The 26,365-nt window shown below is 32.5% G+C and carries 27 protein-coding genes and 2 pseudogenes; 21 read left to right on the top strand and 8 right to left on the bottom strand.

The window, feature by feature from the left end:
* The first annotated feature begins 512 nt into the window (after nt 1-512).
* Nucleotides 513-1,787 carry a hypothetical protein gene (locus BK580_RS20045; protein WP_078382049.1) on the top strand — a complete coding sequence of 425 codons (1,275 nt, stop codon included), beginning with the start codon at nt 513-515 and terminating at the stop codon, nt 1,785-1,787.
* 249 nt (nt 1,788-2,036) lie between these two features.
* On the opposite strand, the gene BK580_RS20040 is transcribed toward BK580_RS20045, so the two are convergent.
* The 3 genes from BK580_RS20040 to bioD are packed head-to-tail and all read right to left on the bottom strand — an operon-like array spanning nt 2,037 to nt 4,655.
* On the bottom strand, nt 2,037-2,594 hold the full coding sequence (locus BK580_RS20040) for a biotin transporter BioY (protein ID WP_078382048.1): 558 nt from the start codon (nt 2,592-2,594) through the stop codon (nt 2,037-2,039).
* Nucleotides 2,587-3,966, bottom strand: a complete 1,380-nt coding sequence (gene bioA / locus BK580_RS20035; protein WP_078382047.1) for an adenosylmethionine--8-amino-7-oxononanoate transaminase — start codon at nt 3,964-3,966, stop codon at nt 2,587-2,589. The genes BK580_RS20040 and bioA overlap by 8 nt, the downstream gene beginning before the upstream one ends.
* Nucleotides 3,963-4,655: a dethiobiotin synthase gene (bioD, locus tag BK580_RS20030; RefSeq protein WP_078382046.1), complete on the bottom strand. Its 693-nt coding sequence runs from the start codon at nt 4,653-4,655 to the stop codon at nt 3,963-3,965. Before bioD ends, bioA begins: the two co-directional genes overlap by 4 nt.
* A gap of 293 nt (nt 4,656-4,948) precedes the next feature.
* On the opposite strand from bioD, the gene BK580_RS20025 reads away from it, so the two are divergent.
* From BK580_RS20025 to BK580_RS19995, 8 genes are all read left to right on the top strand, one after another.
* Nucleotides 4,949-5,209 carry a hypothetical protein gene (locus BK580_RS20025; protein WP_078382045.1) on the top strand — a complete coding sequence of 87 codons (261 nt, stop codon included), beginning with the start codon at nt 4,949-4,951 and terminating at the stop codon, nt 5,207-5,209.
* On the top strand, nt 5,206-5,391 hold the full coding sequence (locus BK580_RS20020; protein WP_078382044.1) for a pepsin/retropepsin-like aspartic protease family protein: 186 nt from the start codon (nt 5,206-5,208) through the stop codon (nt 5,389-5,391). Before BK580_RS20025 ends, BK580_RS20020 begins: the two co-directional genes overlap by 4 nt.
* A 45-nt stretch (nt 5,392-5,436) precedes the next feature.
* On the top strand, nt 5,437-5,589 hold the full coding sequence (locus BK580_RS23750) for a hypothetical protein (RefSeq protein WP_169865163.1): 153 nt from the start codon (nt 5,437-5,439) through the stop codon (nt 5,587-5,589).
* A gap of 312 nt (nt 5,590-5,901) precedes the next feature.
* Complete coding sequence (locus BK580_RS23745; RefSeq protein ID WP_169865160.1) at nt 5,902-6,063, top strand: hypothetical protein; 162 nt, start codon at nt 5,902-5,904, stop codon at nt 6,061-6,063.
* A gap of 202 nt (nt 6,064-6,265) precedes the next feature.
* A complete protein-coding gene (locus BK580_RS20010) occupies nt 6,266-6,889 on the top strand; it encodes an EcsC family protein (protein WP_078382042.1) in 624 nt (207 codons plus the stop codon).
* 519 nt (nt 6,890-7,408) lie between these two features.
* The gene (locus tag BK580_RS23965; RefSeq protein WP_235864080.1) at nt 7,409-7,561 is read left to right on the top strand and encodes a BrxA family protein; all 153 of its coding nucleotides are present in this window, start codon (nt 7,409-7,411) and stop codon (nt 7,559-7,561) included.
* A 250-nt stretch (nt 7,562-7,811) separates the two neighbouring features.
* Nucleotides 7,812-9,023, top strand: coding sequence for a sigma-70 family RNA polymerase sigma factor (locus tag BK580_RS20000; RefSeq protein WP_169865157.1), 1,212 nt, complete (start codon nt 7,812-7,814; stop codon nt 9,021-9,023).
* Nucleotides 9,013-12,306 (top strand): DEAD/DEAH box helicase, encoded by a 3,294-nt coding sequence (locus BK580_RS19995; RefSeq protein WP_078382040.1) that lies wholly within the window; start codon nt 9,013-9,015, stop codon nt 12,304-12,306. Before BK580_RS20000 ends, BK580_RS19995 begins: the two co-directional genes overlap by 11 nt.
* A 712-nt stretch (nt 12,307-13,018) precedes the next feature.
* On the opposite strand, the gene BK580_RS19990 is transcribed toward BK580_RS19995, so the two are convergent.
* On the bottom strand, nt 13,019-14,050 hold the full coding sequence (locus tag BK580_RS19990) for a S66 family peptidase (protein WP_078382039.1): 1,032 nt from the start codon (nt 14,048-14,050) through the stop codon (nt 13,019-13,021).
* A gap of 259 nt (nt 14,051-14,309) precedes the next feature.
* Here BK580_RS19990 and BK580_RS19985 point away from each other — a divergent pair.
* The 3 genes and pseudogenes from BK580_RS19985 (at nt 14,310) to BK580_RS19975 (ending at nt 15,423) form a co-directional block, all read left to right on the top strand.
* A pseudogene (locus BK580_RS19985) lies at nt 14,310-14,592 on the top strand (nucleoside triphosphate pyrophosphohydrolase).
* 33 nt (nt 14,593-14,625) lie between these two features.
* Nucleotides 14,626-14,988 carry a hypothetical protein gene (locus tag BK580_RS19980; protein ID WP_078382038.1) on the top strand — a complete coding sequence of 121 codons (363 nt, stop codon included), beginning with the start codon at nt 14,626-14,628 and terminating at the stop codon, nt 14,986-14,988.
* Between the two features lie 30 nt (nt 14,989-15,018).
* Entirely contained in the window at nt 15,019-15,423 is a 405-nt protein-coding gene (locus BK580_RS19975) for an HNH endonuclease domain-containing protein (RefSeq protein WP_078382037.1), read from the top strand.
* On the opposite strand, the gene BK580_RS19970 is transcribed toward BK580_RS19975, so the two are convergent.
* From BK580_RS19970 to BK580_RS19960, 3 genes and pseudogenes are all read right to left on the bottom strand, one after another.
* Nucleotides 15,409-15,618: an Arm DNA-binding domain-containing protein gene (locus tag BK580_RS19970; RefSeq protein WP_328589078.1), complete on the bottom strand. Its 210-nt coding sequence runs from the start codon at nt 15,616-15,618 to the stop codon at nt 15,409-15,411. The genes BK580_RS19975 and BK580_RS19970 overlap by 15 nt on opposite strands.
* A gap of 81 nt (nt 15,619-15,699) precedes the next feature.
* Nucleotides 15,700-16,027, bottom strand: a pseudogene (locus BK580_RS19965) (DUF771 domain-containing protein).
* Between the two features lie 90 nt (nt 16,028-16,117).
* Nucleotides 16,118-16,588: a helix-turn-helix domain-containing protein gene (locus tag BK580_RS19960; protein ID WP_078382035.1), complete on the bottom strand. Its 471-nt coding sequence runs from the start codon at nt 16,586-16,588 to the stop codon at nt 16,118-16,120.
* Nucleotides 16,589-17,022: 434 nt separating this feature from the next.
* Here BK580_RS19960 and BK580_RS19955 point away from each other — a divergent pair, with 434 nt between their 5' ends.
* The 6 genes from BK580_RS19955 to BK580_RS23740 all read left to right on the top strand — a co-directional run bounded on the left by BK580_RS19955 (nt 17,023) and on the right by BK580_RS23740 (nt 22,022).
* On the top strand, nt 17,023-18,384 hold the full coding sequence (locus BK580_RS19955; RefSeq protein WP_078382034.1) for a DNA cytosine methyltransferase: 1,362 nt from the start codon (nt 17,023-17,025) through the stop codon (nt 18,382-18,384).
* Nucleotides 18,385-18,867: 483 nt separating this feature from the next.
* Nucleotides 18,868-19,230 carry a hypothetical protein gene (locus BK580_RS19950; protein WP_139364939.1) on the top strand — a complete coding sequence of 121 codons (363 nt, stop codon included), beginning with the start codon at nt 18,868-18,870 and terminating at the stop codon, nt 19,228-19,230.
* Between the two features lie 15 nt (nt 19,231-19,245).
* Nucleotides 19,246-20,040: an Eco47II family restriction endonuclease gene (locus BK580_RS19945; RefSeq protein WP_078382032.1), complete on the top strand. Its 795-nt coding sequence runs from the start codon at nt 19,246-19,248 to the stop codon at nt 20,038-20,040.
* Nucleotides 20,041-20,186: 146 nt separating this feature from the next.
* Nucleotides 20,187-20,606, top strand: a complete 420-nt coding sequence (locus tag BK580_RS19940; protein WP_078382031.1) for a MazG nucleotide pyrophosphohydrolase domain-containing protein — start codon at nt 20,187-20,189, stop codon at nt 20,604-20,606.
* A gap of 145 nt (nt 20,607-20,751) precedes the next feature.
* Nucleotides 20,752-21,534, top strand: a complete 783-nt coding sequence (locus BK580_RS19935) for a TdeIII family type II restriction endonuclease (RefSeq protein WP_078382030.1) — start codon at nt 20,752-20,754, stop codon at nt 21,532-21,534.
* Nucleotides 21,535-21,863: 329 nt separating this feature from the next.
* Entirely contained in the window at nt 21,864-22,022 is a 159-nt protein-coding gene (locus BK580_RS23740; protein WP_169865154.1) for a hypothetical protein, read from the top strand.
* Between the two features lie 492 nt (nt 22,023-22,514).
* Here the strand turns inward: BK580_RS23740 and BK580_RS24065 are convergent, their stop codons facing one another.
* Nucleotides 22,515-22,637 (bottom strand): hypothetical protein, encoded by a 123-nt coding sequence (locus BK580_RS24065; RefSeq protein WP_268877428.1) that lies wholly within the window; start codon nt 22,635-22,637, stop codon nt 22,515-22,517.
* Between the two features lie 93 nt (nt 22,638-22,730).
* Here BK580_RS24065 and BK580_RS19925 point away from each other — a divergent pair, with 93 nt between their 5' ends.
* The 3 genes from BK580_RS19925 to BK580_RS19915 all read left to right on the top strand — a co-directional run bounded on the left by BK580_RS19925 (nt 22,731) and on the right by BK580_RS19915 (nt 26,317).
* The gene (locus BK580_RS19925; protein ID WP_078382029.1) at nt 22,731-24,116 is read left to right on the top strand and encodes a reverse transcriptase/maturase family protein; all 1,386 of its coding nucleotides are present in this window, start codon (nt 22,731-22,733) and stop codon (nt 24,114-24,116) included.
* A gap of 99 nt (nt 24,117-24,215) precedes the next feature.
* Nucleotides 24,216-25,076, top strand: a complete 861-nt coding sequence (locus tag BK580_RS19920) for an AbaSI family restriction endonuclease (protein ID WP_078382028.1) — start codon at nt 24,216-24,218, stop codon at nt 25,074-25,076.
* Between the two features lie 29 nt (nt 25,077-25,105).
* Nucleotides 25,106-26,317 carry a HEPN-associated N-terminal domain-containing protein gene (locus BK580_RS19915; protein WP_078382027.1) on the top strand — a complete coding sequence of 404 codons (1,212 nt, stop codon included), beginning with the start codon at nt 25,106-25,108 and terminating at the stop codon, nt 26,315-26,317.
* Nucleotides 26,318-26,365: the final 48 nt, after the last annotated feature.

The raw sequence follows: 26,365 nt of genomic DNA, 5'->3' as shown, positions 1-26,365 counted from the left end.
CGGAGATATTCCGTTTAACTGCTCTAAATTAGAAAAAAACCTAAGATTTGGGTACTATAAGCGGAAAAAACCCCCTTATTTTTAAAGAAACATGGGTATTTCTCAATTTAAGCGGAATTTATCCGTTTACTTTTCAAACACAATAAATTTAAAAGGTTCTATCTAATGAAGCAAGCACCTCCATTTTTCGGTGGTGTTTTAAGTGTTCTTTTTAGAAAATTATACCAAATTAACGGAGGTTATATTATAATTTTATAAATATTTTAAAAATAGAGGTTGATTCTGTGAACGATTGATTTATAAGTAAAAAACACAAAGAAGATATTCAAACTTCAGGAGCAAAGATATATGAGGATGGATAAAGAAATCCTTTTAAGTGATGTAAATATTATTATTAAGTATTGTGGAAAAAATAGGAAACTATGAAGTGGTTAAATTCAGGAAATCTGACATATTTGGAAAAGAGATAATAGGATCTTTGCACATTTTTACAGAACAGAGGGGATATTCATATGGATAGTAGAATACAAGAATTAATTGATTTTACAAGGACAAAATTTGGATTAGAGAACTACTACTTAGAACAACATAGCCTTTCTCGAAACGTCGATATCTTTAGTGATACAATCTATAAACTTTGTATGGAATGGTTTCCGAATCATGTAACTGAACAACAGGAGGATGGTTCGAATCCAGAAGGTACAGCTATTATTGAGATCAATTTAGCTACTCGTAAGTTTGAGAGTGCTATTTTTGTAATGGGTAAGACATATGCAAAAGATGGGGTTACTTTTGCCAATCTGGAAATAAAGACAATAATAAAATGGGTTGAACGTGAAACTGTACTGACATATGGGAAGCAATTTCAATTAGATAAAGAAAATGAAGGGGAACTTCAATTTAAAGAATGCTTTGAAGGTGTAGCGGTATCTCCTTCTGGATTTATTGACGTTAAATTTAATCAGGAAGGGAAACTTACCTCGTTCTCTGTGCATGGACAATTTCCTTCTAAAGAAAAGGTTAAAGAAGAAACTTATACCCTTTCTCTTGAAATGGTGGAACATTTGGCAAAAGAACAATTGAAGTTGATTGAATACCCTTCCTATGAACAGAATAAATTATTTCCTGTTTATGCGGTTGAGGAGATTTATGTTACGAATGATGCAACATTAACGATTCCATTCGAAGTCATAGCGGATGTATGGTCGTATTTGAAAATAGATAAAACAATTTCTTGGAATAATCCAATCTATAAACCGTTTGATAGGAAAGAAATTTGTTGGACTGAGGATGTATCAGCAGAACAAGCATTTTCATGTGAACCATCTCCTATTTCTTTCCCAATCACAAAGGAAGAGATAGAAAAATGTATGATGGAAGTCGAGGAATTCTTACGTCAGGAATATCCGAATGACACTGGAAAATGGATACTTAAAACTCTTCATCGTGACAAAGGCTATATTCATGCAATATTAAGAGCCGATAACAAGGATAATCGTGTTTTTCAAAGAAAACTGATGATTATGATTGATGCAAGGAGCTTGCAAGCAGTAAATTACATGGATAATAAACCGATGTTGGAGATTTATAATCAATTTCAAGCACCTGATAAATTAACGATTACGAAAGAAGAAGCGTATGGGAAAATCAAAGAATTGTTTGAACTAAAGCCTATCTATGTCTATGATTTTGAGGAAAAACAATATGTCTTATGCGGGAAATTAGATTGTCAATATGGAGTGCATGCAGGAAGCGGTGAAGTCATTTTATTAGATGATTTAGTTTAGTGGGGCAGGAGAGATTGGCGTAGTATTCTTGGAGAATAACAAAATATCATTCATTAAATAGGGTTGCTGAGGAGAGTTATCTGAATGATGAAGAATGGACTTGCTTTTCAGAGGTAGGAACAAGGGAGTTAAGTGAGGATGAAAGTGGTTATATTTTTTTATATTCACCTCTGGTTACCGATAGTGTCCATAAATCCCTGTATTTCAAGGATTTGTGGACTCTTTTAAATAGAAAGTGTTCTTCAGTATTCAATAGTTTCGAATTGTATAAAATACTTTATATAATCTCGTAGCTAAAAATCCTGCAATGACTGAAATAACGATATCACCGGCTATACTATATACAAAGCCAATCATTAATATATGTGCCCAACTGCTTGGCACACCTAACCATGTATTAAGCGCCATATATAAGTATGGAACGCCAATTAAGTAAACGACTAGCAGCCCCGCAAAATTGGCTAATATAAAATGATAAGTCTTTGGATTGGATATTCGTTCCATCATCCATCCCACTACAAATGCTCCAGCAATAAAGCCAATTAAATAGCCAAAGGTAGGTTGTAGAACATAGCCAATACCGGCTCCTTGTGTAAAAACAGGGACTCCAGCTAGGCCAATACAGACATACAGAAGTTGACTTTGCATCCCTCTTTTACTTCCTAATAAACTCCCTGCTAAAAAGACAAATAGAACTTGCAGCGTAAACGGAACATATGGTAATGGGATTTTTATAAATGCTCCAACTGTTGTTAAAGATGCAAATAAAGAAATAGCTGTTAATGAAATAGTAGAGTTTTTATTCATATGTAGGCACCTTAGTACTTTCAAAATACTGCTGTACTGCTTCATTTGTTATAGAAATCATTTTATTAATTTCCTCTTTTGTAATCACATATGGCGGCATAAAATAAAGGACGTTTCCTAACGGTCTTAAGAGCAAGCCTTTCTCTAAAGCGATTTGATAAATCTTATAGCCAATTCTTTCTTCACTAGGGAAAGATTCTTTTGTCACTTTGTCTTTTACTAATTCAATAGCACCAACCATACCCGTTTGTCTGTATTCCCCAAGATATGGTTGGTGATTGAATACTTTGGAAGCTAACTCATTCATGTAAGCACCTTTTTCTTGAATCTCATCCAAGTAATTGTCATCTTCAAATATTTGTAATACTTCAAGTGCCACTCTACATGCCAATGGATTACCTGTGTAACTATGAGAATGTAAGAAAGCTTTCATACTTTCATAATCATCATAGAATGCATCGTAAACATCCTCTGTAGTTAAGACGGCTGAGAGTGGTAAATAACCACCTGTTAATCCTTTTGCTAAACACATGAAATCGGGTGTAATGTCTGCTTGTTCACACGCAAACATCGTTCCCGTTCGACCAAATCCTACCGCCACTTCATCTGCTATAAGGTGTACATCATATCGTAAACATAGCTCCTTTAACTTCTTTAAATAAGTAGGAGGATACATTTTCATACCTGCCGCAGCTTGTATTAAAGGTTCAATAATAATAGCAGCTAGTTCTGCTTGATGTACCTTTAATTTTTCTTCAACAGATGATATACAAGGTGTGCGGCAGCTATCGGGACTCTCGTTGTATGGACATCTATAGCAATCGGGTCCTTGTGCTCGAATCGTATCTAGTAATAGTGGTTGATATACCTCGTTATAAAGATCAACTCCTCCTACAGACAGAGCACCAAGTGTTTCGCCGTGATAGGCATCTGTTAATGCTAAAAAACGTTTTTTATTTGGTTTGTTTTTTTGCATATGATATTGAAAGCTCATTTTTAAAGCAACTTCTATCGCAGATGACCCGTTATCTGCAAAGAATACTTTAGTTAAACCATCCGGAGTGATTTTTGCTAGTTTTTCTGCTAGAAGAACGGCTGGTTCGTGAGTAAAGTTTGCAAATATCACATGCTCTAATTGAAAAGCTTGATTTGCTAAGGCAGTGCTAATTCGCTCATTCGCATGTCCGAATAAATTCACCCACCAAGAAGAAACAGCATCTAAATACTGCTTCCCATTTTCATCATACAAATAAATGCCTTTCCCGCTTTTAATCACAATGGGAGGAAAATCCTCATAATCCTTCATCTGTGAACAAGGGTGCCAAACATGATTTAAATCTCTTCTTTGTAAATTTGAAATGGTAGGAATCATATATGCAACAACCTTTCGAAGAATTCCGTATCTTCTAGCCTGATATTTTTAAAGTCTGATAGATTTTTTAACTTAGGGAAGACAAGAGAAGGTAAGTCTGTGATTTGCCCAATTGTCCTTATGTTATTACTCTCAAGTTCCGTACCTTCAAATGCATTAAATACAACACCAGCGATCGGGATATCATTCATTTTAAGGACTTCGATCGATAGTAATGTATGGTTGATCGTGCCTAATTTTGTACGAGCAACTAATACTACAGGTAACTGTGATTGTTTAATCAGGTGAAGAAAGTGATAGTTTCGTTGTTCATTTAATGGAACATACAAGCCTCCTGCACCTTCACAAATCACCCAGTCATATAAAGACTTTAATTGTTTAATATGTTGTAAAATGACCTCTTCTTCAATTACTATACCTTCTAACATGGCAGCATAATGGGGGGAAGCAGGCTCTTTAAAAGAATAACTATTCAAATGCTCTTCTACTAAGACTTCTTCACTGAATGATTGATAAAATTCTGTATCGCCATAATATTTCTTCGAATTTTCTACAATGATTCCTGTTTGAACTGGTTTATAAGGTATTACGTTTTCTCCTTTTGCTTGAAAATATCGCATGAAGTATGTAGTTACCAATGTTTTTCCAACATCAGTATCTGTGCCCGCTATCCAAAAATGTTGTGTCATAAGACCACTCTTTCTATATGTAAACTAAATCAATAAAAAGGTTAACATATAATAGGTGATCTTGTAAATATATAATCTAGCAGGATGGTTAGTATGGCCAGCCTGGCTAGTAAAACAACTGCTTCAGCCTTTTGTAGACATAAATCTCTTAACACTTATTTATGTCTACATGTACACAATGATAAGAAGATGCATACTATTATTTTACAATTTTTGTATGAATAAACCTGTCCCTGTGTCCACCTAATGTTATAATATAAAAAAGGCAATTCATTTAGAGCGGAGGTAAAAAAATGAAATGGTCTGAAGTACGTCAGCATTTTCCAGAGCGGTGTGTCTTAGTAGAAGCATTAAAATCAGAAACAAAAGGTAAGGAAAGAGTCATTGAAGAAATGTCAGTTATTGATGATTTTGAGAACGGAAATGCAGCATGGAAAGTATATAAAAAACTACATGCAGAAAATCAAGATCGAGAATTATATATCTTTCACACAAATAACGAAGAAACAAAGGTAATTGAGCAGCCATATATAGGAGTACGAAGAAGAGTATGAAATTTGAGATGGATGACCATTTGCCTTTAGTCGCTGTTCAGGTTGAATACAACGGAGAGAAAAAGACTTTTAGTAATGTACTGCTTGACACTGGCTGTTCTTCAACCATTTTAGATACAGATTTATGTGAAGAAATCGGGCTGATGCTCGATTTAGAAAATGCCATAACTCGAAAGATGTAAGGAATTGGTGGTACGGAAATCTGTATAGAACAAAAAGTGAATGGAATGACAATAGATAAGTTTCAGCTTAATGATTTTACTATACAGCTCGGTGATGTTAGAGAAATGCATGGATTTGACGGAATCATAGGAAGTGATTTTTTTCTTGTGAATAAATTAATCATCGACTTTGAGAATATGGCTGTTCGAAAAAATTAAGTTAAGGTAAATACTTAGTGTATAAAAGTGTGAATGGGTCGTGGTGCCTGTGTCCAAATCTCGTAACTTATTTAAAAGAATCATAGTAATAATAAAAAGGCGCTTTCTGTAAAAAGGAAGTGCCTTTGCTGTAGCAAGTAATATTTAAGCAAATGTCTGTTTAAATAATTTGTCGTAAGGCTTGTTGTGACTAATCTCTCTTATGGAAAACTAACATATTGAATTATTTTCTGAGGGGAAATGTTAAAGGAAAGTGGTAGTGGAGTAATTGGCTATAATACTAGATATATTATTAAATATTGAGGGATTAATATGAAAGAGTATGAACAGCTCCAAAGAGAAAATGATTATCTGAAGCAATTATTGGTGAAGATGATGCATAATCAAACCTCCACTGAGCCTAGTAAAATAGTAACTAAAAAATATTCATTTGATTCAAATGAATATGCAGGAAGAGTGAAGCATCTCGTTTGAGGTGATTTTCTATGTTCAAAACATGTGTCCACAGGGACAAGCCTAGTCTAGGAATAGATGAATACGCTGTCCCCGTCTCCAATTTTCAACTTAGTATTATATTATCAAAGACTAATAGAGGAAACAAAATATTGATAGCCCAATTATTAATTTTGCATTACAATATAATTAGTAAATTTATCCTGTTTGCAGGAGGTTCATTATGACAAATAAGGAATTAACAGAGAGTAAAGTAGGTAAATTGTTGGACTGGGCATATGAAAAATCTATAAATGGATTACCAGGAACAGATACGGCATATGAAATATCTGAAAACTATATGTCTAAACACGATTCATTAGATAAAGCGATAGACAGTTTAGTTCGATGGCAAAATACTAAATCCGCAACAAGTGGATTTTTAACTGGATTAGGTGGACTAATTACCTTACCTGTAGCCATTCCAGCCAACATTGCATCAGTCACTTATGTACAAATAAGGATGATTGCAGCAATTGCACATATGAGAGGATATGATTTAAAAGATGACCAAGTAAAATCATTTGTTTTCGTATGCTTAACTGGCCGTTCAGCTTCGGATATATTAAAACAAGCTGGAATTAAAGCAGGAACTGCATTTACAAAGCATGCTATAAAAAGATTACCAGGAGAAATTATTAAATCGATAAATAAAGCAGTTGGATTTAGGCTGGTTACTAAATTTGGAGAAAAAGGTGTAGTTAATTTAGGGAAGGCTGTACCTCTGGTAGGAGGGTTTATTGGAGGAACAGTAGATGGTATCGGTACAAATATTATAGGGAAAACAGCTAAACGACTTTTTGTTTAATTGATTGTAGAGAAGAAAATATAAGATGCGAAAACTAGATTCCTGGTGTATAAAATGTAAAGTAAAAGGGTTTTGCTGTTTAATAAATAGAATTAAACCAAACCAATATTTTTTGAGCATAGTTTTTTGTGTAAAGGGGTGGTTTGCTGGCCTCAATTTAGGTGGAACTTCAATATGAAATGGTTTAGTGACTTACATAGTAGTAAGTCTTTTTTTATCAAGTTGAGTTAAGTTCGGAATTTTCTGTTGAATAGATTTTGATAGAATATCCATTTGGATAATGCCAGATAAGGAAAGGAATAAACTAGAAAAATTAATATTCATTCAGCAGAAAGATAAATATGAAATTGACGAATCGAAAATGATAGAACTTATTCAAAGTTATATGCCATTAATAAAAGTAAGTTGATGAAAGAAGGAGAATATACAACAATTCTTCGTCAACAATGTGGAAAACGTAGGCTTGAAGTAGTTGATCAAGGATTAATTAAAATTATGTCAGTTAGGAAAGTTGGATGAATGAGATGCATCATGGAATATTCAGCTGGATTTACAAAAGAAAAATGGTCGGAAAATGAGATCTCTATTATTCTTGAACTCATGTTACAAGGGAAATCTAAGAATGATATTTTGGAGGAAGTCACGGAGAAAAATTATATATTTCAATTATGAAGTCCAGTGAGTATTAAAAATCGCTTTAATAAGGTCTATAATCGTGCAGCAGCTTTTGATGATGAAATGAAGAAGTACTTTGTAAATTCTAATGACAATGATCATAAGGCGATGAAATTGTAGCTTTTAAAGATTACTAGCTAACTATAAGATACCGGTTGGGTAAGTAAGGGGAGTGATGCAAATGAATAAAAAGCTTGATGATCTGCTTTCTCATATTAATAATAATTTTCGTTTCGGTAGTAAAATAGTGCAGAATAATGTTGAACAGTGGTTTAAAGAATACACACTTGACATTGAAGAAAAGTTTGCGGTTTATGATGAACTAGATTCTTTGCAAATAAAAATCATTGATCATCCCAAAACTTTATTAAAGTCAAAATTATTGAAGTTGTTTAAGTGTATTGAGCTAGAAAAGGAAATTAATAGAAGTATTCTTACTAAATGGTTCAATCAAAATAATATAGATGAAAGTATACAAGAGAATATTCTAAGTAATCTAACGAGAAGAGACTATATCATTATTGACGATACAGCCCAAGAGAAAAATGAAATTGATTTTGATATACCTGATGATTTATTAGAAAATGATTTAGATTCTTTATTGGATGACGACAGCTTCATTAATCATGTTGATTCACTTGAGGATGTTATTGATAAGTCATGGAATATTGAATATTTAAATCAAATACATTCAGGAGATGAATCAAAACGAAATAAGTCACTTAGCAATCTAGTTGAAGCGAATAGAAAGTTAGTTTGGAAGATAGTAAAGCAGTATTCGGGCTTAACAACAGTGGGATTCGATGTGAATGATATGTATCAAGTAGGGGTTATTGGATTACTAAAGGCTGCAGAAAAATTCGATGTTTCCTTGGGATATCAGTTTTCAACTTATGCAACTTGGTGGATAAGACAAGCGATTACTAGGGGGATAGCGGATTATTCAACATTAATACGAATTCCAGTTTATTATCGAGAAAAAATGAATAAATTCATACAAATCGAGAATGAATTGTGGAATGAATTGGCTAGACCTGCTACAATCTTTGAAATTTCTAAAAAAATGGAAGAACCAATTAATGTTGTAGAAGAATTACTCTTTTATATTTCACAAAGTAATTTGGATAGTCTTAATCGGCTTGTTGGAAAAGATGAAAACACATCATTAGGCGAACTTGTGTTAGATGAAAATTTAAATATGCCTGATGAGGAATATAATAATTTTGAATTAAGAAATACAATTGGTGAGATCTTTCAATCGAATTTGACTGAGAGAGAAATGCAAGTTTTATATTATCGTTTTGGATTTAAAAACGGTGAAACAAAGACATTGGAGGATATTGGACAAATATTTAATGTGACAAGAGAAAGAATTAGACAGATAGAAGCAAAAGCACTTAGTAAGCTTCGAAAACCAAAAACGACTACAATATTAAAGGAGTATTTGTATGAATATTGAAAAAAGAATTGAGGGAATCGTGGAACAAAATGGACCATCTATTGTTGTTTTAAAAGGTTTTGACACAAGAGAATTAAAAAGAGAGAAAAAGTACTTTTCGTTTAGTATAGACTACTTCGATACAGTGGATTTATCAACGTTACAAGAACAGGTAATAGAAGATATTATCAAACATCGTACTTTTACAGATGCTTATTTATGGATGACGATTGAAGAATATCAATTATTTAAAGGTCAAGAAGCTATTAATAAAATGCCCGTATTGGTAATCGAAAATAATCTGTTTAATAAACAGTATCCATATAGAGGTTCACTGTCAAATGTTGAGAGCATTTATCATAATTTATACTACCAAGAAGATATTGAATTAGAAAATAATCAGTTAAAAATATTAGAAAACGTCTCGAAATTTTATGGACAAATAGATTATTCAAAGCACAGCGGAAATTATTATGTGACATATCCAGAATTTGATGAAAAACCAATAACATACAAATATTATGATGAGAAGGATTATAACTTTAAATTTAGCGAAGATTATCCTACCGAAAATATTACACAAATAGAGTTATCTGATGATGAACTTCCATTTTTAGATCTTATTATGAACATTATATTAAAAAAAGATACCACTAATGTTTTATTTGTTTTATCAGGAGCAAATGAGCTACTACCTAATAACTATTTAGCACGTATTAATACTCTCGCTAATATTTCTGATATAAATATGTATTTTACAACATTATCAATAAGAAGAAAGGTAATAGAGAATGAAGATGCCTATGTAAAAATATTGAATGACGTTTATGGGTACGATGATTTCAAAGAAATTGAGTTTTATAAAAATATAGAGAATCAGTCTAAAGAAACAATAAATATTTCGCAAGCTCAAATTATCGATGATATAGTCATTCAGGCAGAAAAAGCAATGCATGGTGAAGATTTTCGAGATATATATATAACTGCAGCAACTGGAGCAGGAAAATCAGTGATGTTCCAAATCCCAGCGTTATATTTAGCAGATAAATATGCAGATGATAAGCCTTTAACTTTAGTTATATCACCATTAATTGGTCTAATGAATGATCAAGTTGACAGTATGCAAAGAAAAGGGATTAAAAATTCAGCAACAATAAATGGAAATACTCCACCTTATGAAAAAGAACGTATACTTGATGAAATTCAAAATCAGCAAGTTGACATACTATACTTATCTCCTGAAACGCTTCAAGCTCGATCCGATATTAAAATGCTGATTGGTAATAGAAATATTGGTGTTGTGATTATTGATGAGGCTCATATTGTAACTACTTGGGGAAAATCGTTTCGCTCTGACTATTGGTATTTAGGTATTTATCTAGCTAAATTAAGAAAGGAGTATAAATTCCCTATCGTTACTTTCACTGCCACGGCTATATACAGTGGGCGAGAAGATATGTATTTAGATACGAGAAATAGTCTTAATATGCTAAGTCCTATTTCATACTTCGGAAAAGTTCGTCGTGATGAGTTAATTATGGTTGTTCAAAGTAGTGAAAAAGATTTAGAGAAAGAAGGAAGGGATTATCGAAAAACGAAGCACTCGTTAGCGTTGAAACATTTAAAAATAGCTCATAAAAACAAACAAAAATCATTAGTTTATTTCCCAACAGTAAAATTGTTGACAGATTTCAATAACTTTTTAACGCAAAATGCACCGGATCTTGCTAAAGCTACAGGTAAATATCATGGAAGCCTTAAAAAAGAGGAAAAAGATGAGGTTTTATATCAATATGTAAGTGGAGATTTACAATTTGTTTTGGCAACGAAAGCCTTTGGAATGGGTATCGATATTCCTGATATTACAAATGTTTATCATTATGCTCCTACTGGTAATGTTGTTGATTATATTCAAGAAATCGGAAGGGCAGCTCGAGATAAGAATAAAGTTGCTAATGGATTTGGTTTAATTGATTTTTTAAATCGTGACTTGAACGAGGTTAAACAGCTATATGGTATGTCGGCGATTAGAAAGAGTCAAATTATAGAGGTTATGAAAAAGGTTTTATCGGTATATAAAGAAAAGAATAATAACCGTAATTTAATTATTAGTCCAGAGGATTTTAAATATATCTTTGTTCAAAACAAGCGCGATGAGGATTCATTAGACAATAAAGTGAAAACAGTTTTATTAATGATTGAGAAAGATTTTTCTTCACCAAATAAGCTAGGATATTCTCCATTTGTCGCAAGACCAAGAAGCATATTTGGGAATGATTTAATATTCGTAACTCCTGATTTAGAAAGAACATTTATTCATTCCAATTTAGGAAGGTATTTTAGCAAACTATACGAAATACAGAGTGATAGTTATTCTGCTGTATATCAGGTGAACTTGAGTGGAATATGGGAGAAATATTATAGAAGTATGTCTTTTCCTAGTTTTAAATTTGCATTGTTTTCATCAGAAGAAAGAGGGAAACTGAAGCATAAATCTATTTTTGAAAAATTTATTTATGTATCAGGAGTAGAAGTAGGATTAAATAATAATGAATCAGTTGAGTCAATTGTTTCCGAATATAACTTAATCTTACAGGCTTTTGAAATATTCGTAAATAATTATAGAATGTCTGGAAAACAATTTTCGGTTGATGATCTTGGATACCATTTTATGAAAGCATTAAAAATCTCTGATAGGTTCGAAGCGATGACGTTTGCACAAACAGTCATTAACGTAGCATTTGAATATTCAAAGATAAAAGAGATTAAATTCATATCCGAGCGTCCAAGTAGTGGGGATTCTAAACCGAAGTATATCATTCATAACGATGGAGATTTATTCACGACATTCATTAAGAGGGGTTTGTTAGCAACATTGAAGCCTCGTGATAATTTTGTTGAGAATGGTAGCGATATACTTACATTTTACATGAGAGCAAATAGTGTTGAATTAGATGCGAAATTAGCAGCACTTGGAATAGGGGAGAGTCGAAAGTTATTAAGTTATCAAGTGGTAGGTGGAAACAACCCACAAATATATTTAAGAATGAACTCAATTTATCCATTAGAAAAAGCTATTAAACAAGGTGATTTTTATCAAAATAGCATATTAAAAGATGTTCAAGATAAACATTATACAAGCGTTGAAATGTTGAAGTATCTTTTTATAAAAAAACAAGAAGGGAATTCACCAAAAGAGAAAATTCTAAATTACTCAAAATGGTTTTGGGATAATATAGAAGACTACTTTATGGGAATTCTACCAAGCGAAGTAAAGAATGCTTTAAATAAACCGAAAAAGTAAAATCTATCATCTTTAAAAAGTAAGCGGCAATCCATAGACACTCTCTAAATCATTATTTAATAGATTTATCTGATTCAATTATTTCGCTTAAAGATAAGACAATTAGGGATATTAAAATACCTGAGTGAAAACCATTACTTTTTTCCTGTCCCTTCAGGCCAGATTACAGAAGAACTTTGGAAATAGTGTCATAGAATAAATAAGTATAAAAAACATCGACCAAGATTGGGAACAAGAAGGGTATTATGGTACTTTTATGACATTTTTTACTGACTTAGAAGAAACCAAAAATGATAAGATGCTACAGCATTGATTAAACCATCTATTCGGTAAAAATCAATAACAAAAGAGAGTTCTCGGAGAGAGTGGAAATAGACGGTTTATTACTAATAGTAAGTAATTGTAATCTTATAATTAGGTTTCTCTCTTTTTTAAATATAATGTTTGTCATTCATTTGAAGAAAAAAGATCCATTTTCTGAGCAGTACAACGCTACTATTCATTAGAAATTAATATTCCACAATTGGAGCAATTGCGGAAAATCAAAGCCTAATTCCTCGTTAAAGATAAAGAGGGTTAGGCTTTTTCACTCAAAATCGTTGACGTTCTTCTATTGGTAAACAAGTTGTCATCAAGTGGTAAATTTCGTGGCAAGTGCTGGTGAAAAACATGGCAGAGATGGTACATTCTTGTGGCTGTAATCAATTGACGATTATTCCACTCCACTTTCCAGAATGGTGAAATTCCTCTTATCACAATTAATTTCTGCCATTGCGCCATATGGCAAGATAAATTTTGGTTCGGTATGACCAAAATTCATGTTATAAAGAATCGGCAAATCCTCTAAATCAAATTCCTTCATTACTTTTTGAATTTCTACTTTATACTCGTCGTAATACTTCTCATCTAGTGGTTTACCAAAAATGATTCCATTAGCCTTTTGTAGAATACCTTGTACAGCATAATTTCGTAACCAATATCTTATAAGACTCGGGTCTGGCTTTTCTTCAGAGGTTTCAAAGAAAAGGATGCTGTTCTCCCAGTATTTTTTCTCAGGCCAAAGTTCAGTTCCTTTTGCAAACTCAAGTACCTCCATACAACCACCAATCAAATGTCCTTGTACGATACCTGACCCTTGAAGTACTTCGTTACCTAAATTTCTCCTCCTTGTTCGTCGTCGGTTCTTATTCTCTTCGATCCACTCTAAACGCTCACTCGTCCATTCGTTAGCTGGTCGAATTTCACCAATAATCTCATTGGAAAAGAGCGTTCGATTCACCATTTCAATGGTATAGGAATCCATCTCCACGTTTTCAGCAAAATCGGTTAAAATGGCTGGACCATAAAAAGAAGAAATTCCTGCTTTATGGCAAAATAAATGGGAAACGGTCACATCAGAGTAACCCATAAATATTTTCGGGTTTTCACGTATCACATCAAAATCGATATAGGGAAGTAAGCGAATACTATCTTCTCCACCAATATTGGCAATGATTCCTTTTATACGATCATCCTTAAATGCCGTTATCAAATCCTCTGCACGAGCCTGTGGATTTTGATAAAGATAGTCTTCCCCTTTCAAACTATTCGGCATTGGGATAACATTCAGTCCAAAGATTTCCTCTAGTCTCTTTACCCCTTGTTCATATCGCCATCTAAGTTCTGGCTCGCCTGCTCCTCCCCAAGAAGGACTTGCTGTTGCAACACAATCTCCCGGCTGCAATTTTTTTGGCTTTATTAACATATTAACACCCACCTTTATATAATCCGGTTGTCTATCTATGGAATTAATTCTATTTAATTATTAAAATACCTGTTTTATTCAAGGATATGGTCGGTTTTGGAAGACCCTAGTGTTTTTTGCTAAAATGAGCTTATAATTTCACTAATCTTATGTAGTTAATTTTTGTGTATTTTCTACCTGAAATTTCCTATAATAGAAAGTACAAATAGAAGGAATAGTGGATTAACATGCAGTCTACAACAACCTAGTCCGCGATAACATACCAAAAATAAGGGAAAAACTTCACAACCACCATTTTATCTAACGAGGAATACATAAAGGAACTCAAGAAAAAGAGCTTTGAAGAACTGGAAGAGTATATGAATGCTGAAAATAAGGAAGAAGCATTAGAAGAACTAGCCGATCTGCTAGAAATAATCCATGCACTTGCAGCCTATCACGGCTCTTCAATGGAAGAGGTAGAAAATATCCGCAAAGAGAAAGTGAAAAAGCGTGGTGGATTTGAACAGAAAATATTTTTAGTAGAAGTAGAGGATGATTAATGCCTGGCACTGTAATCGGAAGTGGGAGGAAGCTTGAGTCATAAACTAAAAGTCGGTGAGCTACAGGAGTACTACTTAACAGACGAAGAGATTTGGCGGATTTTTACGATGGTGTTGTCCACGAAATCTGTAAAGTCTTCTACTTATAAGTTTGCTTTAATAAAGGCACTTATCGAAAATTTGTATCAAGTTAATGATGATTATGAGTTAACATATGACCAACTCGCCTACTCCATTACGAAAATTTATTGGAATTTGGTGGTTCACCATAATCTTATCCAGCAAAATAGTAATCTGCAGAAAAATGCTAAGGTTGTTACACTCATTCAAGAGGCACAACAACTGTATTCGATCCCCTCTGAATTTAATTGGGATAAAATTGATCATACGGTTTAGATTAAACTGGTTGGCAAAGTGAAGACAACGATGAAAGCGAATGTATTCGGTGCACTTTATGGGGATACGAAGGGAAAGTTTTATGCTTTTAATCATAAGCGTGAATATTTCAAACTCAATCCTGCTGTTCACACCTTCATGTTAAATTATCAGGGGCTACTTGTGAACCTAACCAATTATCATATGGCTGCCATGATTGAAGAGCTGAATGAAGTACCTAGCATTAATTATTTGTTAGGGAAGGTAGAAAGTATTGCAAGACGCACTTCCTTAAGGCCATTTGAAAAAGTACTACTTTACTATTTCGAAGCGAATTGTTTCTATTGCGGGAAAACATTATCAGGAATGAAGCGTGAAACACATATAGACCATTTTATTCCATGGTCGTTTGTTCAATCAGATAACATTTGGAATCTCGTATTAGCTTGTAATTGATGCAATATCTCCAAAAGCGATAAGTTGCCATTTATCAAAACACTGATCAATAGGAACTGGCGTTAAATGGGGAACAATTCCTTTACTCAATTGTGCTTCTATTTCTGCAGCAGTAATTGTTGCCTCTTTTTTGGTACGGAACCCTCCTTTCCTAATTGAATAGGTAAGGGTGGCCGGTAGGTTGATATAGGTCACCCTTATCTTAACCATTATTAAATGGTTATGTAATAGTTGAATTAAATAGAAATTTTTTAATAAGAAGTGATAGCAGAAGAACTACTTTATGTTACTTTGAAATATACGGTGGAAATTTTTATCTAAAACTCTGCCGTTTTCAAGGCATGAAAAGACCACGTTTGACCTTTCACTTTTGGATAGAATACAAATCCACCTGAATCCACATCAAGCAGTTTTCGGATTTAGGAGGATAAAGAATATTTTCTTTGATTCATTCACTTTTGCGGTTCACTTTCTTTTCAAGGTCTTTCATTGACCACTATGCACCTGATAACTGTGTCTTGTTCAATTCCTGTAACTCTACTTTGGAAATAATTATACTATCAGAGGGAACGGGAATACTTAATTTTACTGATAGTTGTTGCATTTTATCTCCCCCAGTCTAGATCAAAAAGATAGTTTTATGGATTTGTTGTTTTATTAATTGATTTTTTGATTGACTAGCTTAGCTACATGCTTATAAAAAATAATCCATAAACTTAATAATTTTTCGTTTTTGTTCAGGTGAAAGAAATTCACCTTTGTATTTAATATAAAATCCATCGGACAACAGGTCTTCAAAATTAAATACTTTTCCTGCTAATGCCTTATCTTGTTCATCCTGCATTCGTTTAATATCCTCAGGTGTGGCTTGTTTCCATTTTCCTTTACTTATCTCCCGCATTGTTTCGACATCGTGAATTATTTCTTCAGCTTTCTTAATTTTTGGTAAATATCCCGCAGTTTCAAGTAGTTGCATATAATCGACATCCAAACCTATTGATAATTTATTTATTATTTCAGGTTTTGGTGTGCTCCGTTTCCCATTTTCAATTTGAGAAATATAAGGATGCGATAAACCACCTTTTTTTGCAACTTCCTTTAATGACAATCCCCTATCCTTTCTTAATTGTTTAATAAATTTCCCGAAATCAGAAATAATAATCACCTCCTAAGTGGTAACTTTGTTTAAAGTATATGTAACTAATATAACATTTGCAATATTTTTCGTGGAAAAGTGTTGCAAAAGATAACCCTTTTGTTTTATACTAAGGTCAAACATTATAAGTGAGGTGCTTTAAGTGATTAACATTTTGATTAAAAATAGTATCATTTATATGCTTGACATAACCTTATCTCCCTCATGAAACTGATAGCATTTCCTTGTCTCTATTCGTCAATAAATATTACTATTTTGTTAATTTAGAGCGGAAATTTTGATAACGATGAACTATACTAATATTTAAAGAATAGTAGTATTTACTAGCACAAATCGACAGAGTTCTATGATACAATAACAAATACAATTTGTGAAAAATATGGACAACCCTTATACTATAAATAAGAACATACGTTCGTTTTTTGAAGGGAGGACTATTCAAAATGGAAATTAAGATTGAGAATTTACAAAACTTAATTAATGAAACAGATTTTGGGAAAAATATAGATTGGGCCGAAAAGTTAGGTATTACTAAAGATAAATTAGACCATATTGTAAAAACTGGAAAAGTGGAGTCTCAAGAAGAGCTTTATGACTTATGCAGCTTTTTCGGGGTTACTCCTACTGATTTAGATACTAGAGAACGGCCACAAATTGATTATAAAGATCGAGAAGCAGGCAAAAATTTTTTAGATGTAGTTAACAACGATATTACACCAGATCGTCCTTATAGAGTCTTGGAAGTATTTGCTGGTGCCGGTGGTTTAATGCTTGGCTTAGAGGAAGCTGGTTTTGAAACTGCTGCTGCTCTTGAAATCGATAAGCATGCTTGTTCAACACTTAGAACAAATCGTCCAGATTTAAGAGTAATTGAAGGTGATATTGCCGATATTGTTAAAGAAGGAATTAGAAATTATATTGGAGATGAAGAAATAGACGTATTATCAGGTGGTTATCCTTGTCAAGCTTTTAGTTTTGCCGGCAAGAAACTTGGACTTAAAGATGCAAGAGGAACCATGTTCTATTGGTATGCTCAATTATTAAATGAGCTAAGACCAAAAATGTTTCTGGCGGAAAATGTTAGAGGGCTAGTGAGTCATGAAAAAGGTAAGACACTTCAAGGGATGATGGATGTATTTGATGAAATTGGCTATAACGTGACTTACAAGGTACTAAAGGCAACTAATTATAATGTTGCACAAAAAAGAGAACGGATTTTCATTATTGGTACTAGGAAAGATTGTGAGGCTAATTTTAGATTTCCGGCTCCACGAGATTATATCCCTGTTCTTCGTGACGTGCTACAAGATGTTCCTGATTCTCCCGGCCGTCAATATCCAGAACGTAAACGTGAAATAATGGAAATGGTACCGCCTGGTGGTTATTGGAGAGATTTACCTATCGAAATCCAAAAGGAATACATGAAAGGGTCATTTTATTTGGGTGGAGGAAAGACTGGGATTGCAAGAAGAATCTCGTGGGACGAGCCGTGTTTAACCCTTACAACTGCACCAGATATGAAACAAACCGAACGTTGTCACCCGGATGAAACAAGACCATTTACCGTTAGAGAATATGCTAGAATCCAAAGCTTTCCTGATAATTGGATATTTGAAGGCTCAATGACACAACAGTATAAACAGATTGGAAATGCTGTACCTACCGAATTGGCCCGTCATGTTGGCTTATCAATGATTCATACTTTAAATCAAATTGTTGCACCAAATATTATTAACTATAGTATTAATGAAGATAATCAAAAAGTAGTAGTGGAACAAATGAATTTATTTAGTGTTACAAATTAATATACTTAAAAATACCTACTCATTACCTAGAGTAGGTATTTTTTATTGGATAAGTTTTAAAATTAATTACTATTGCTACAAAATCGCTACATATATATAATTAAAGATGAGTAATAGGTATTATTTGGTATTGAAAAGCCATTTCCATTATTAAAAATATGAGGATGTGAAATATGAGAAATTTTTATATAGGGCATTTGAAGCTCATCATGGAAGAAATCCTGATAGTATAAATGACCTATTGTACTATCTAGCATGTGGGAACCAATTATAAATACACATATTCCAGGAATTCTAAGCGAAAAAACAGATAACACTGCACAAATTTTAACTATCTTAAATACATTTCAATCAAACTATATTGCAAAAATACCGGCTCTTAAAGCTAGAGCATTAGCTGGTGCAACTAACTTATTTACAAAGCATAATGCTTGAGGAGCAGAGAATTCGATTACTAGAAGTTTATCAGCAAGAATGAGTAATTTGTGGGAAAGGACAGCGATGTTATCAAGTAATGTCATTTCCCCAGAATATGAATTAGGCTTTAAATTAAAAGGTATCGACGTAATCTTGGTTGATAAAAATACTGGTGTTCTTTATTATACTCAATTAAAAACAAAAAAAGATACTTTAACAGGATCACAATCTCATAGGTCGACGCAAGAATTATCCGCATTTTCAAATGCTTATTTCGTCGTATGTATAGATTGTTCTTGTAGTTGGATCTATAGTGGCTCTATTCAAAAACTGATTGGTAGTCAATTTTGGAACAAAACAGATATTAATTATGTTTCATTAGACAGTCAAATAGGTAGAGTAATACGTTCCATTGATAGTCATATTTAAGGTTGGAGGATTGTTATGAATAAGTTTGTTGATTTTATTGATGATCAGAGCTTTTTAGATTGTATAAAATCTATTTATATTGAATATGAAAAACAAAAGAATGAATATACAATAAAAAAGTTTTATAATAATCAAATTGACCCGATAAAGCTTACTTTTGATATGATCTTTTCGGGAGTCTCAGAGAAAGAATTAATTGAACGTGAAGTGCAACGTCAAATGGATAAAAATATCAGTAATTTCATCGGCCACTTTCATGAAAAGCTACTCGGAGAAATTGAAGGATTTATTCAAAAAGGTAATGCCGGTTATGACATTAAGAGAGAAGATAATACTTTATTTGCAGAGATTAAAAATAAAAGAAATACGGTAAACAGTAGTTCTCAAGAAAGTACATATCAAAAATTGGAAAGATTTGCTGAGGAGTATCCTGATGCCAAGTGTTACTGGGTTTCATTAATTGCTCCAACTAGTTATTGTACCCAATGGAATCAAACTTTTGATAAGACAAAAGGTCCTGATAAAATGAGAGTCTATAATCATCCAAGAGTTTATAAAGTTTCAGGTGATTATTTTTATGAAATAGTTACTGGCGATTCCCATGCGTTTGCAAAAGTATGTAAAGCTTTACCTAGAGCAATTGAGGATCTTTTACAAACACAAATAAAGTACACCACCGAAATTATTGATTCAGAAGATCATTCCCATCTATTTAGTGAATTATTTAACCGTTCTCAAAAAAACGGTACAAACATATTGACGCAATTATTTAATGATAATTTTGGACATTACAAAGGTTTCCCAATTTGAATTTTAGCTTACTTTTAGGAGAAGGTCTTTTTTAAGTCTACCTTCTCTTTTTTTATTTCAATTTTGTTGACTAAAATATTCTTTGGTGAAGTGTCATATTTGGTATAGTATTAATATCGATTATTCTTTAAACGGAGGAATGCTCAATGAAACAATTACAAGAATATATGAAACAGTACCATGAAGAAATGAATTGGGAAATTAATACAGATAACTATGAAAAAACAAAATCTTCTCTTTTAAATAATTACATGCTTTTGACAACAGAAGTTGCAGAAATAGCGGAAGAATTAAGGGAAGCGTTCAATAAGACTAATTCATTAATAAACGAAGGTATGGATGAACAGCAGGCCTTTAATATAGCCAAAGAGTCTATTAAAGAAAACTTGGGTAAGGAGTTTGCTGATTGCTTAGCCTATATTACTAAATTTGCAAATTACTTTGAAGTAGATATAGAGGATAGTTTCTATTCAAAAATGGAAGAAGTAAAAAACAGAAAGAACAAGGATATTCCGGTAAAAAATATACGTGTATATCAAGAAAGCACTCATAATCATCAATTTTGAGTGTTTTTTATTGCATGTTTAGTGAATTCATCCCTATTAACAGTTGTTAGTACTATTTAACCATATAAAAAACATCACATTAAATAATTGGTATAATTATAGTTGTCTTACATAATTTTGTAATTTTTAAAAGAGAGGGAATAGTATGGATCAACAATTAAAAGAAAGAATCAAAGCTAATATTGAAAGTTCAATTAGAAATTTCTTTGTTAATCGAGACGTTAGAACAACACATGTTTTGGATTACATTTTTCCAAAAGAAAGAAGAATCCGATCTTTAGTTGGTGGATTAGAAACAAGTCTTGGTACAACGTTATGGGAGCCAATTGCAAGAACAATAGCGGAATCAAATGGGTTTACTGTAATACCTGACCGACTTGAGATGCCTTATCCGTTACCAAAAGAGGTATCAGAAGTAGTAGATAAGTGGAGAAGAGAGAGAGAAAATAGAAGTAATAGTGTTACTTTACAAGAGTACGTTTACGAACTTAGAACCGTTATAAGTGGGCTAAACTTAAGCAAGCTACAATTTATAAACGTTACAGCTGGTGAAGGAGTAGATTTATGGGTAAAAAAAGATGGTGTTGAATATTTGTTTGACATAAAGACTAACCAAATTAATCAAAGTAGCGGATTAAAGTTTAATAGTACATTGATGAATTGGTATGCTTACAGATTGTGTAAAGAACCCCAAGCTCAGTTGAAAGCTCACATTGCTTTTCCATTTAATCCTTATGAAACTTCTTGGTGGTCTAAAAATGGTTCTAGAGCTTATCCACTTAATCAAGGAATAGATGCTTTGATAGAAAACAATTTTTGGGGTTTCTTATCTGGTGAAACAGGAACTTGGGAGGAAATACGGTCGTTATTTATTGAACTAGGTAATGAAGGATTTGGTTCCCAGTTTAGTGAGATATTTAATCCATAAGACAGCTTTCCAATAAAAACTCAACAATAAAATAACATTAACTAGCACGTTATTCCCTTCTAGTTCAGAAACTTGAAGGGATTTTTTATAAACTTATGTATAAATATCTTTTAGGTGTAACAACAATTACTTATAAAGTAGAAACGAAAAAAGGATTACATACCTAGTTAAAGACAAAAAAGATCAGAGTGTAATAGTAATTACTTATTAAGTAGAGGCGAAAATGGAGGAACTACCCATCTAGGAATAACAACAAAAAAAAATAGGTGTAACAATTATTACTACCTTAGTAGAAGAACCAAAAAACTGATACGGAGGTGACATGAGGTGTGGATGATCTTTGGAATAAGATTAGAGAAGCAGTTGAATCCTTAAATCCCAAAAAAATGGTTGGTCTTCTTTATAAAAGCGGTTATTTAGATGGCTTAGAGAATACAATACGGAAAAATGGTCTAAAATTCCACCAGAAGCTAGCGATAACTATGTAATAGGTGTTGCAGTAGATGAGCTTTATGGAAAAATTTTGAAGGGAGAATTTGTATCTAATCCAGGCGGTTATATTTATAAAGTGGCTTATTATAGAGCAGTTGCATACACCGAAGAGCAGAAAAAGCTTTGGTTCCTATCTAATAGTAATATCACTTCCTTTTCTCCGGTTAATGCAAGAAATTCAGAGTAATCTATCGTTCCGCTTGATGCATAATTAGGATGGAAAACAAGCTGAGCACTATTAATAGCATCCTAAATCATTTGCGGTTCATCATCTTCTAAAAATAAACTCATGTACTTACTCCCTTCTTTTAGTGCTATTATTTTTTAAATAGTTAGTATGAATATTTATAGAATACATATTAATAGTTTTAAAGTTGTCTGATATTCAATATGTAGTGGCAACATATAACTAATTATTAAATAAGGCTCTGAAAAATAAATCAAATATTTTTGACTATTTTGTCGATAAAATGGTAAAATTAGCATAGTTAGCGCCTCATAAAAATAGTTATGAGGGAAATTGGTGAATTTCTGTCAAGCTTTATCTCAATTGTAATCACTTGGTTAACCAAGCTAATTATTATCGATAACGCTGCTGAATAACTTGGCATTTGGATACCTCCAATCGTCATAATCAACCAAATCAATATACTAATTATAGTAGAATCTATTAGTAAATTTAGTAGCCTCTTTATAGGCTAGCAATGGTCTATAATTCGAAAGGAGAGTATGCTTGCAAGGGTTTCTTTAATAGAGTAATAGGCTACGATTACATACCCTTGCTAGCTCTGCCAAATATGAACAAGAAAAAGTATCGTGTAAAAGGTTATAAGCATCTTGATAATAAAAAATCAATTGAAAAAGTTAAGGTTAAAATCCTGAACCCCCAATGGGTGGCTGAGCATGGATTTTACCCATTTATGCATTTTGAGATTAAATTTCAAAAGTATAGTAGGAAAAAAAAACAACCAAAAGAAAAAGTTCGTAAAATTTTTTATGCTTCTCACATTGATAGCTTTATATATAAATACTATGGTGACAAGCTTAATAACCATTACAATTCTGTTGTAGATGAACTAGATATTAAGGAAGTTGCAACTGCTTATAGAAATAACTTATCTGGAAAAAGTAATATTAACTTTGCTAAAGAAGTTATTGATTTTTTAAAAGTACAGAAGAATGCATATGTTTTTGTAGCTGACTTTACTAATTTTTTTGATACATTGGACCATAGGTATCTTAAAGAGAAAATCCGATATGTTCTAAAAAAGGCTACATTACCTGACGATTACTTTAACATCTTCAAGAATATAACAAGATTTAGTTACTTTATTAAAGATACTATAGAAGCAGAATTAAAGACTAAGTACACTGAAAGTGAAATTAAAAATAGTCATAAATATTTCACAGAAGAGGAATTCAGAGCCTTTAAGCATAAAAACATTTACAAGAATTCTAAGAGCTATGGAATTCCTCAAGGTGCAGGTATCAGTTCAGTTTGCTCTAATATATATTTACTAGATTTTGATAAAAAAATGGAGAAGTATGTAAAGGAACAAAAAGGACTATATAGAAGATATTGTGATGATTTAATTATAGTAATTCCTATTGAAGGAGAAGTCCAGGACTATAACTATCAAGTTCATCAAAAATTTGTGGATGATATAAAAGATCAGATTCCAAATTTAGAAATTCATCCTGAAAAGACAGGGAATTATTTTTATTCTGAAAATCAGATTACCGATTTAGAATTTAATGAAACAAAATTAGACTATTTAGGATTCAGTTTTAATGGTAAAGAAGTTCGAATTAGAGAAAAAAGTCTATTTAAATATTATACGAGAACATATCGAAAAGTAAGGATATGCTATCGTAAATCAAAAGAATTCGGTCGTAAATCATATAGGAGAGAATTATATAAGAACTACTCGCACTTGGGAAAAAGTAAGAAAGGGCATGGGAATTTTATTAGTTATGCTGAAAGAGCGCAGAAGATATTTGATGAAGATTCAAATACTATAAATCTTATGGAAACACAAGTGAAGAAACACTGGAAAAACATTCAATCACGATTAGATAAACCAGAATAATATAGACAAGCCCATTTTTTCTTTAATTAAAATTTGGCTTGTCTTTTTTATGGTTTTTACAATTTTAATCAGAAACAAATGGAGCTGGAGTGATAAAGATTGAAAAAGTACAATTTTATTAAAGCTCAATTAGCAAAGACAAATAAAAAGAAGGATGAAAATTATGTAGTAACTAGAATTTGGCATAAATTAGACAATCTTGATGTAAAGTTTGTTACACAACAATACGTTGTAAGGGACGACGGAAGATATGCGTTGACTGATATGTATTTTCCACAATTAGGAGTCCATATAGAGGTTGACGAACATCACCATATTCATCAAATCATACAGGATGAAATAAGGGAAAAAGATATTGTGTCTATTACAAATCATGAGATTCTTAGAGTAGATGTGAGTGAAGATTTGGATGCTATAAATAGTCAAATTGATTTTATTATACAATGTTTAAATAAAAAAATTAGTGAATTGGGAAGGGAATTTGAACCATGGGATATTGAGAGAGAAAATGACCCAAAGACATATATCAATAAAGGCTATATAGAATTAAAAGAAAATGTAGCATTTGAAAAATGTGTCGATGTTTGCAATTGTTTTGGACATAATTATAAAAGTTGGTTTAAAGGAGGAGCAAAGCACCCTTATCTAGATGATACCAGACTTTGGTTTCCAAAATTGTATCCTAATGATGAATGGGACAACTCTATTACTTCAGATGAGCTAATTATTAGAGAAAAAAGTACGGATAAAAGTAAAGTAAAAGCTCATATGGAGGAGCATATTGAAAGCAACATACATAATAGAATTGTCTTTGCCAAAGTAAAAGGTCCTCTTGGGGATGTAATGTATAGATTTAAAGGTGAGTATAAGTTAAATATAGAGCAATCTTATAGTGAAAATTGTTTGGTTTGGGAGAGAAGTGCATCTAGAGTAAAAACCTATAAGCCGAAAATAAGATAAGTATGGATGGAAGGAGAAATTTGTGAAGTATGGGGATACATGACCGACTATTTGATAGGCAAAGTGTGTATGGGTTTACTACTTTTGGTGATAAATATGTTTGTGGAGATTGTATTAATGAGAGCTTTCTACAAAAATTTATAGAAGAAAATGCTGATTCAAATTACTGTAGCTACTGTGGGGCTACAAATGAGGAGGGATTTTCAATAGCAGCTGATATAGATGATGTAATGGAGTTTATAATTGACCATCTAAAGTATGAATGGGGAAACCCTAATGATGAAGGAGTAGGTTATGATTCAAGAGAGGGTGGCTATTTAGGTGTATCCATCTATGATGGATGGGACTTTGTGGAGGAAATTTTATGTCCCGAAGCAGAGATTGAAAATGAATATTTAATGAAAGGTATAAAAAAACAGTTGATAGACACTATGTGGTGTGAAATTGACCCTTATGGAACCTCAGAGGAAGAAGAACTATATTTCTCTTGGAGAACCTTTTCAAATTTAGTTAAACATGAGACAAGGTATGTTTTTTATAAAACAGCTGCTTCTGTTAATATTGATGGCTCCCTTAATCCTTATGAAATTATTGATTTTATAGGTTCTATGGTAGAAGAGATGGGATTAATAAAAGTGTTACCTCCACAAAAGTTTTATCGAGTACGTGTTTCAAATAAGGGAGAATATTTTACTTCTTCTAAAGAACTAGGAACGCCTCCTAGAGAATATGCTCTTAATTCTAATAGAATGAGTCCAGCAGGCATCCCTATGTTTTATGGTGCTTGCGATATGGATACTGCAATATTAGAGGTTGATTATAAGCAAGGTGAAAATGTTGTCGCTAGTGTAGGTAAGTTTGAAAATACTAAAGAGTTAACTGTCCTGGATTTAACAGAGCTTCCTAAAATTCCAAGTATATTTAATGTAGAAGAAAGAGAAAAAAGGCAGGTAATAATCTTTTTCTATAAATTCCTTGAGGATTTTTCCAAACCTATTAGTAAAGATGGTAAAGAGCATATAGACTATGTGCCAACACAAATTGTTACGGAATACTTTAGGCATATTTTTAAAACTATTGATGGAAAAACTTTAGATGGAATTGCTTATAGAAGTTCTAGGAATAGAAAAAAATCCTATGTCCTTTTCTTAGAAAACAAAGAATTCGGTGAATCTGGAGCTGAAGGGTCTTCATATGAGATGATTCTGACTAAAGTTTCTCATATTTCTAATGAAGCCTAAGAAAAAACCTCACATAGATACACCACAGAGAACCGTATCATAAGTAAC

It is taken from the genome of Sutcliffiella halmapala, assembly GCF_002019665.1.
GTDB lineage: Bacteria > Bacillota > Bacilli > Bacillales > Bacillaceae_I > Sutcliffiella_A > Sutcliffiella_A halmapala.
The sequence above is the reverse complement of the archived record's forward strand: the minus strand, read 5'-3'. Positions and strand labels throughout refer to the sequence as shown.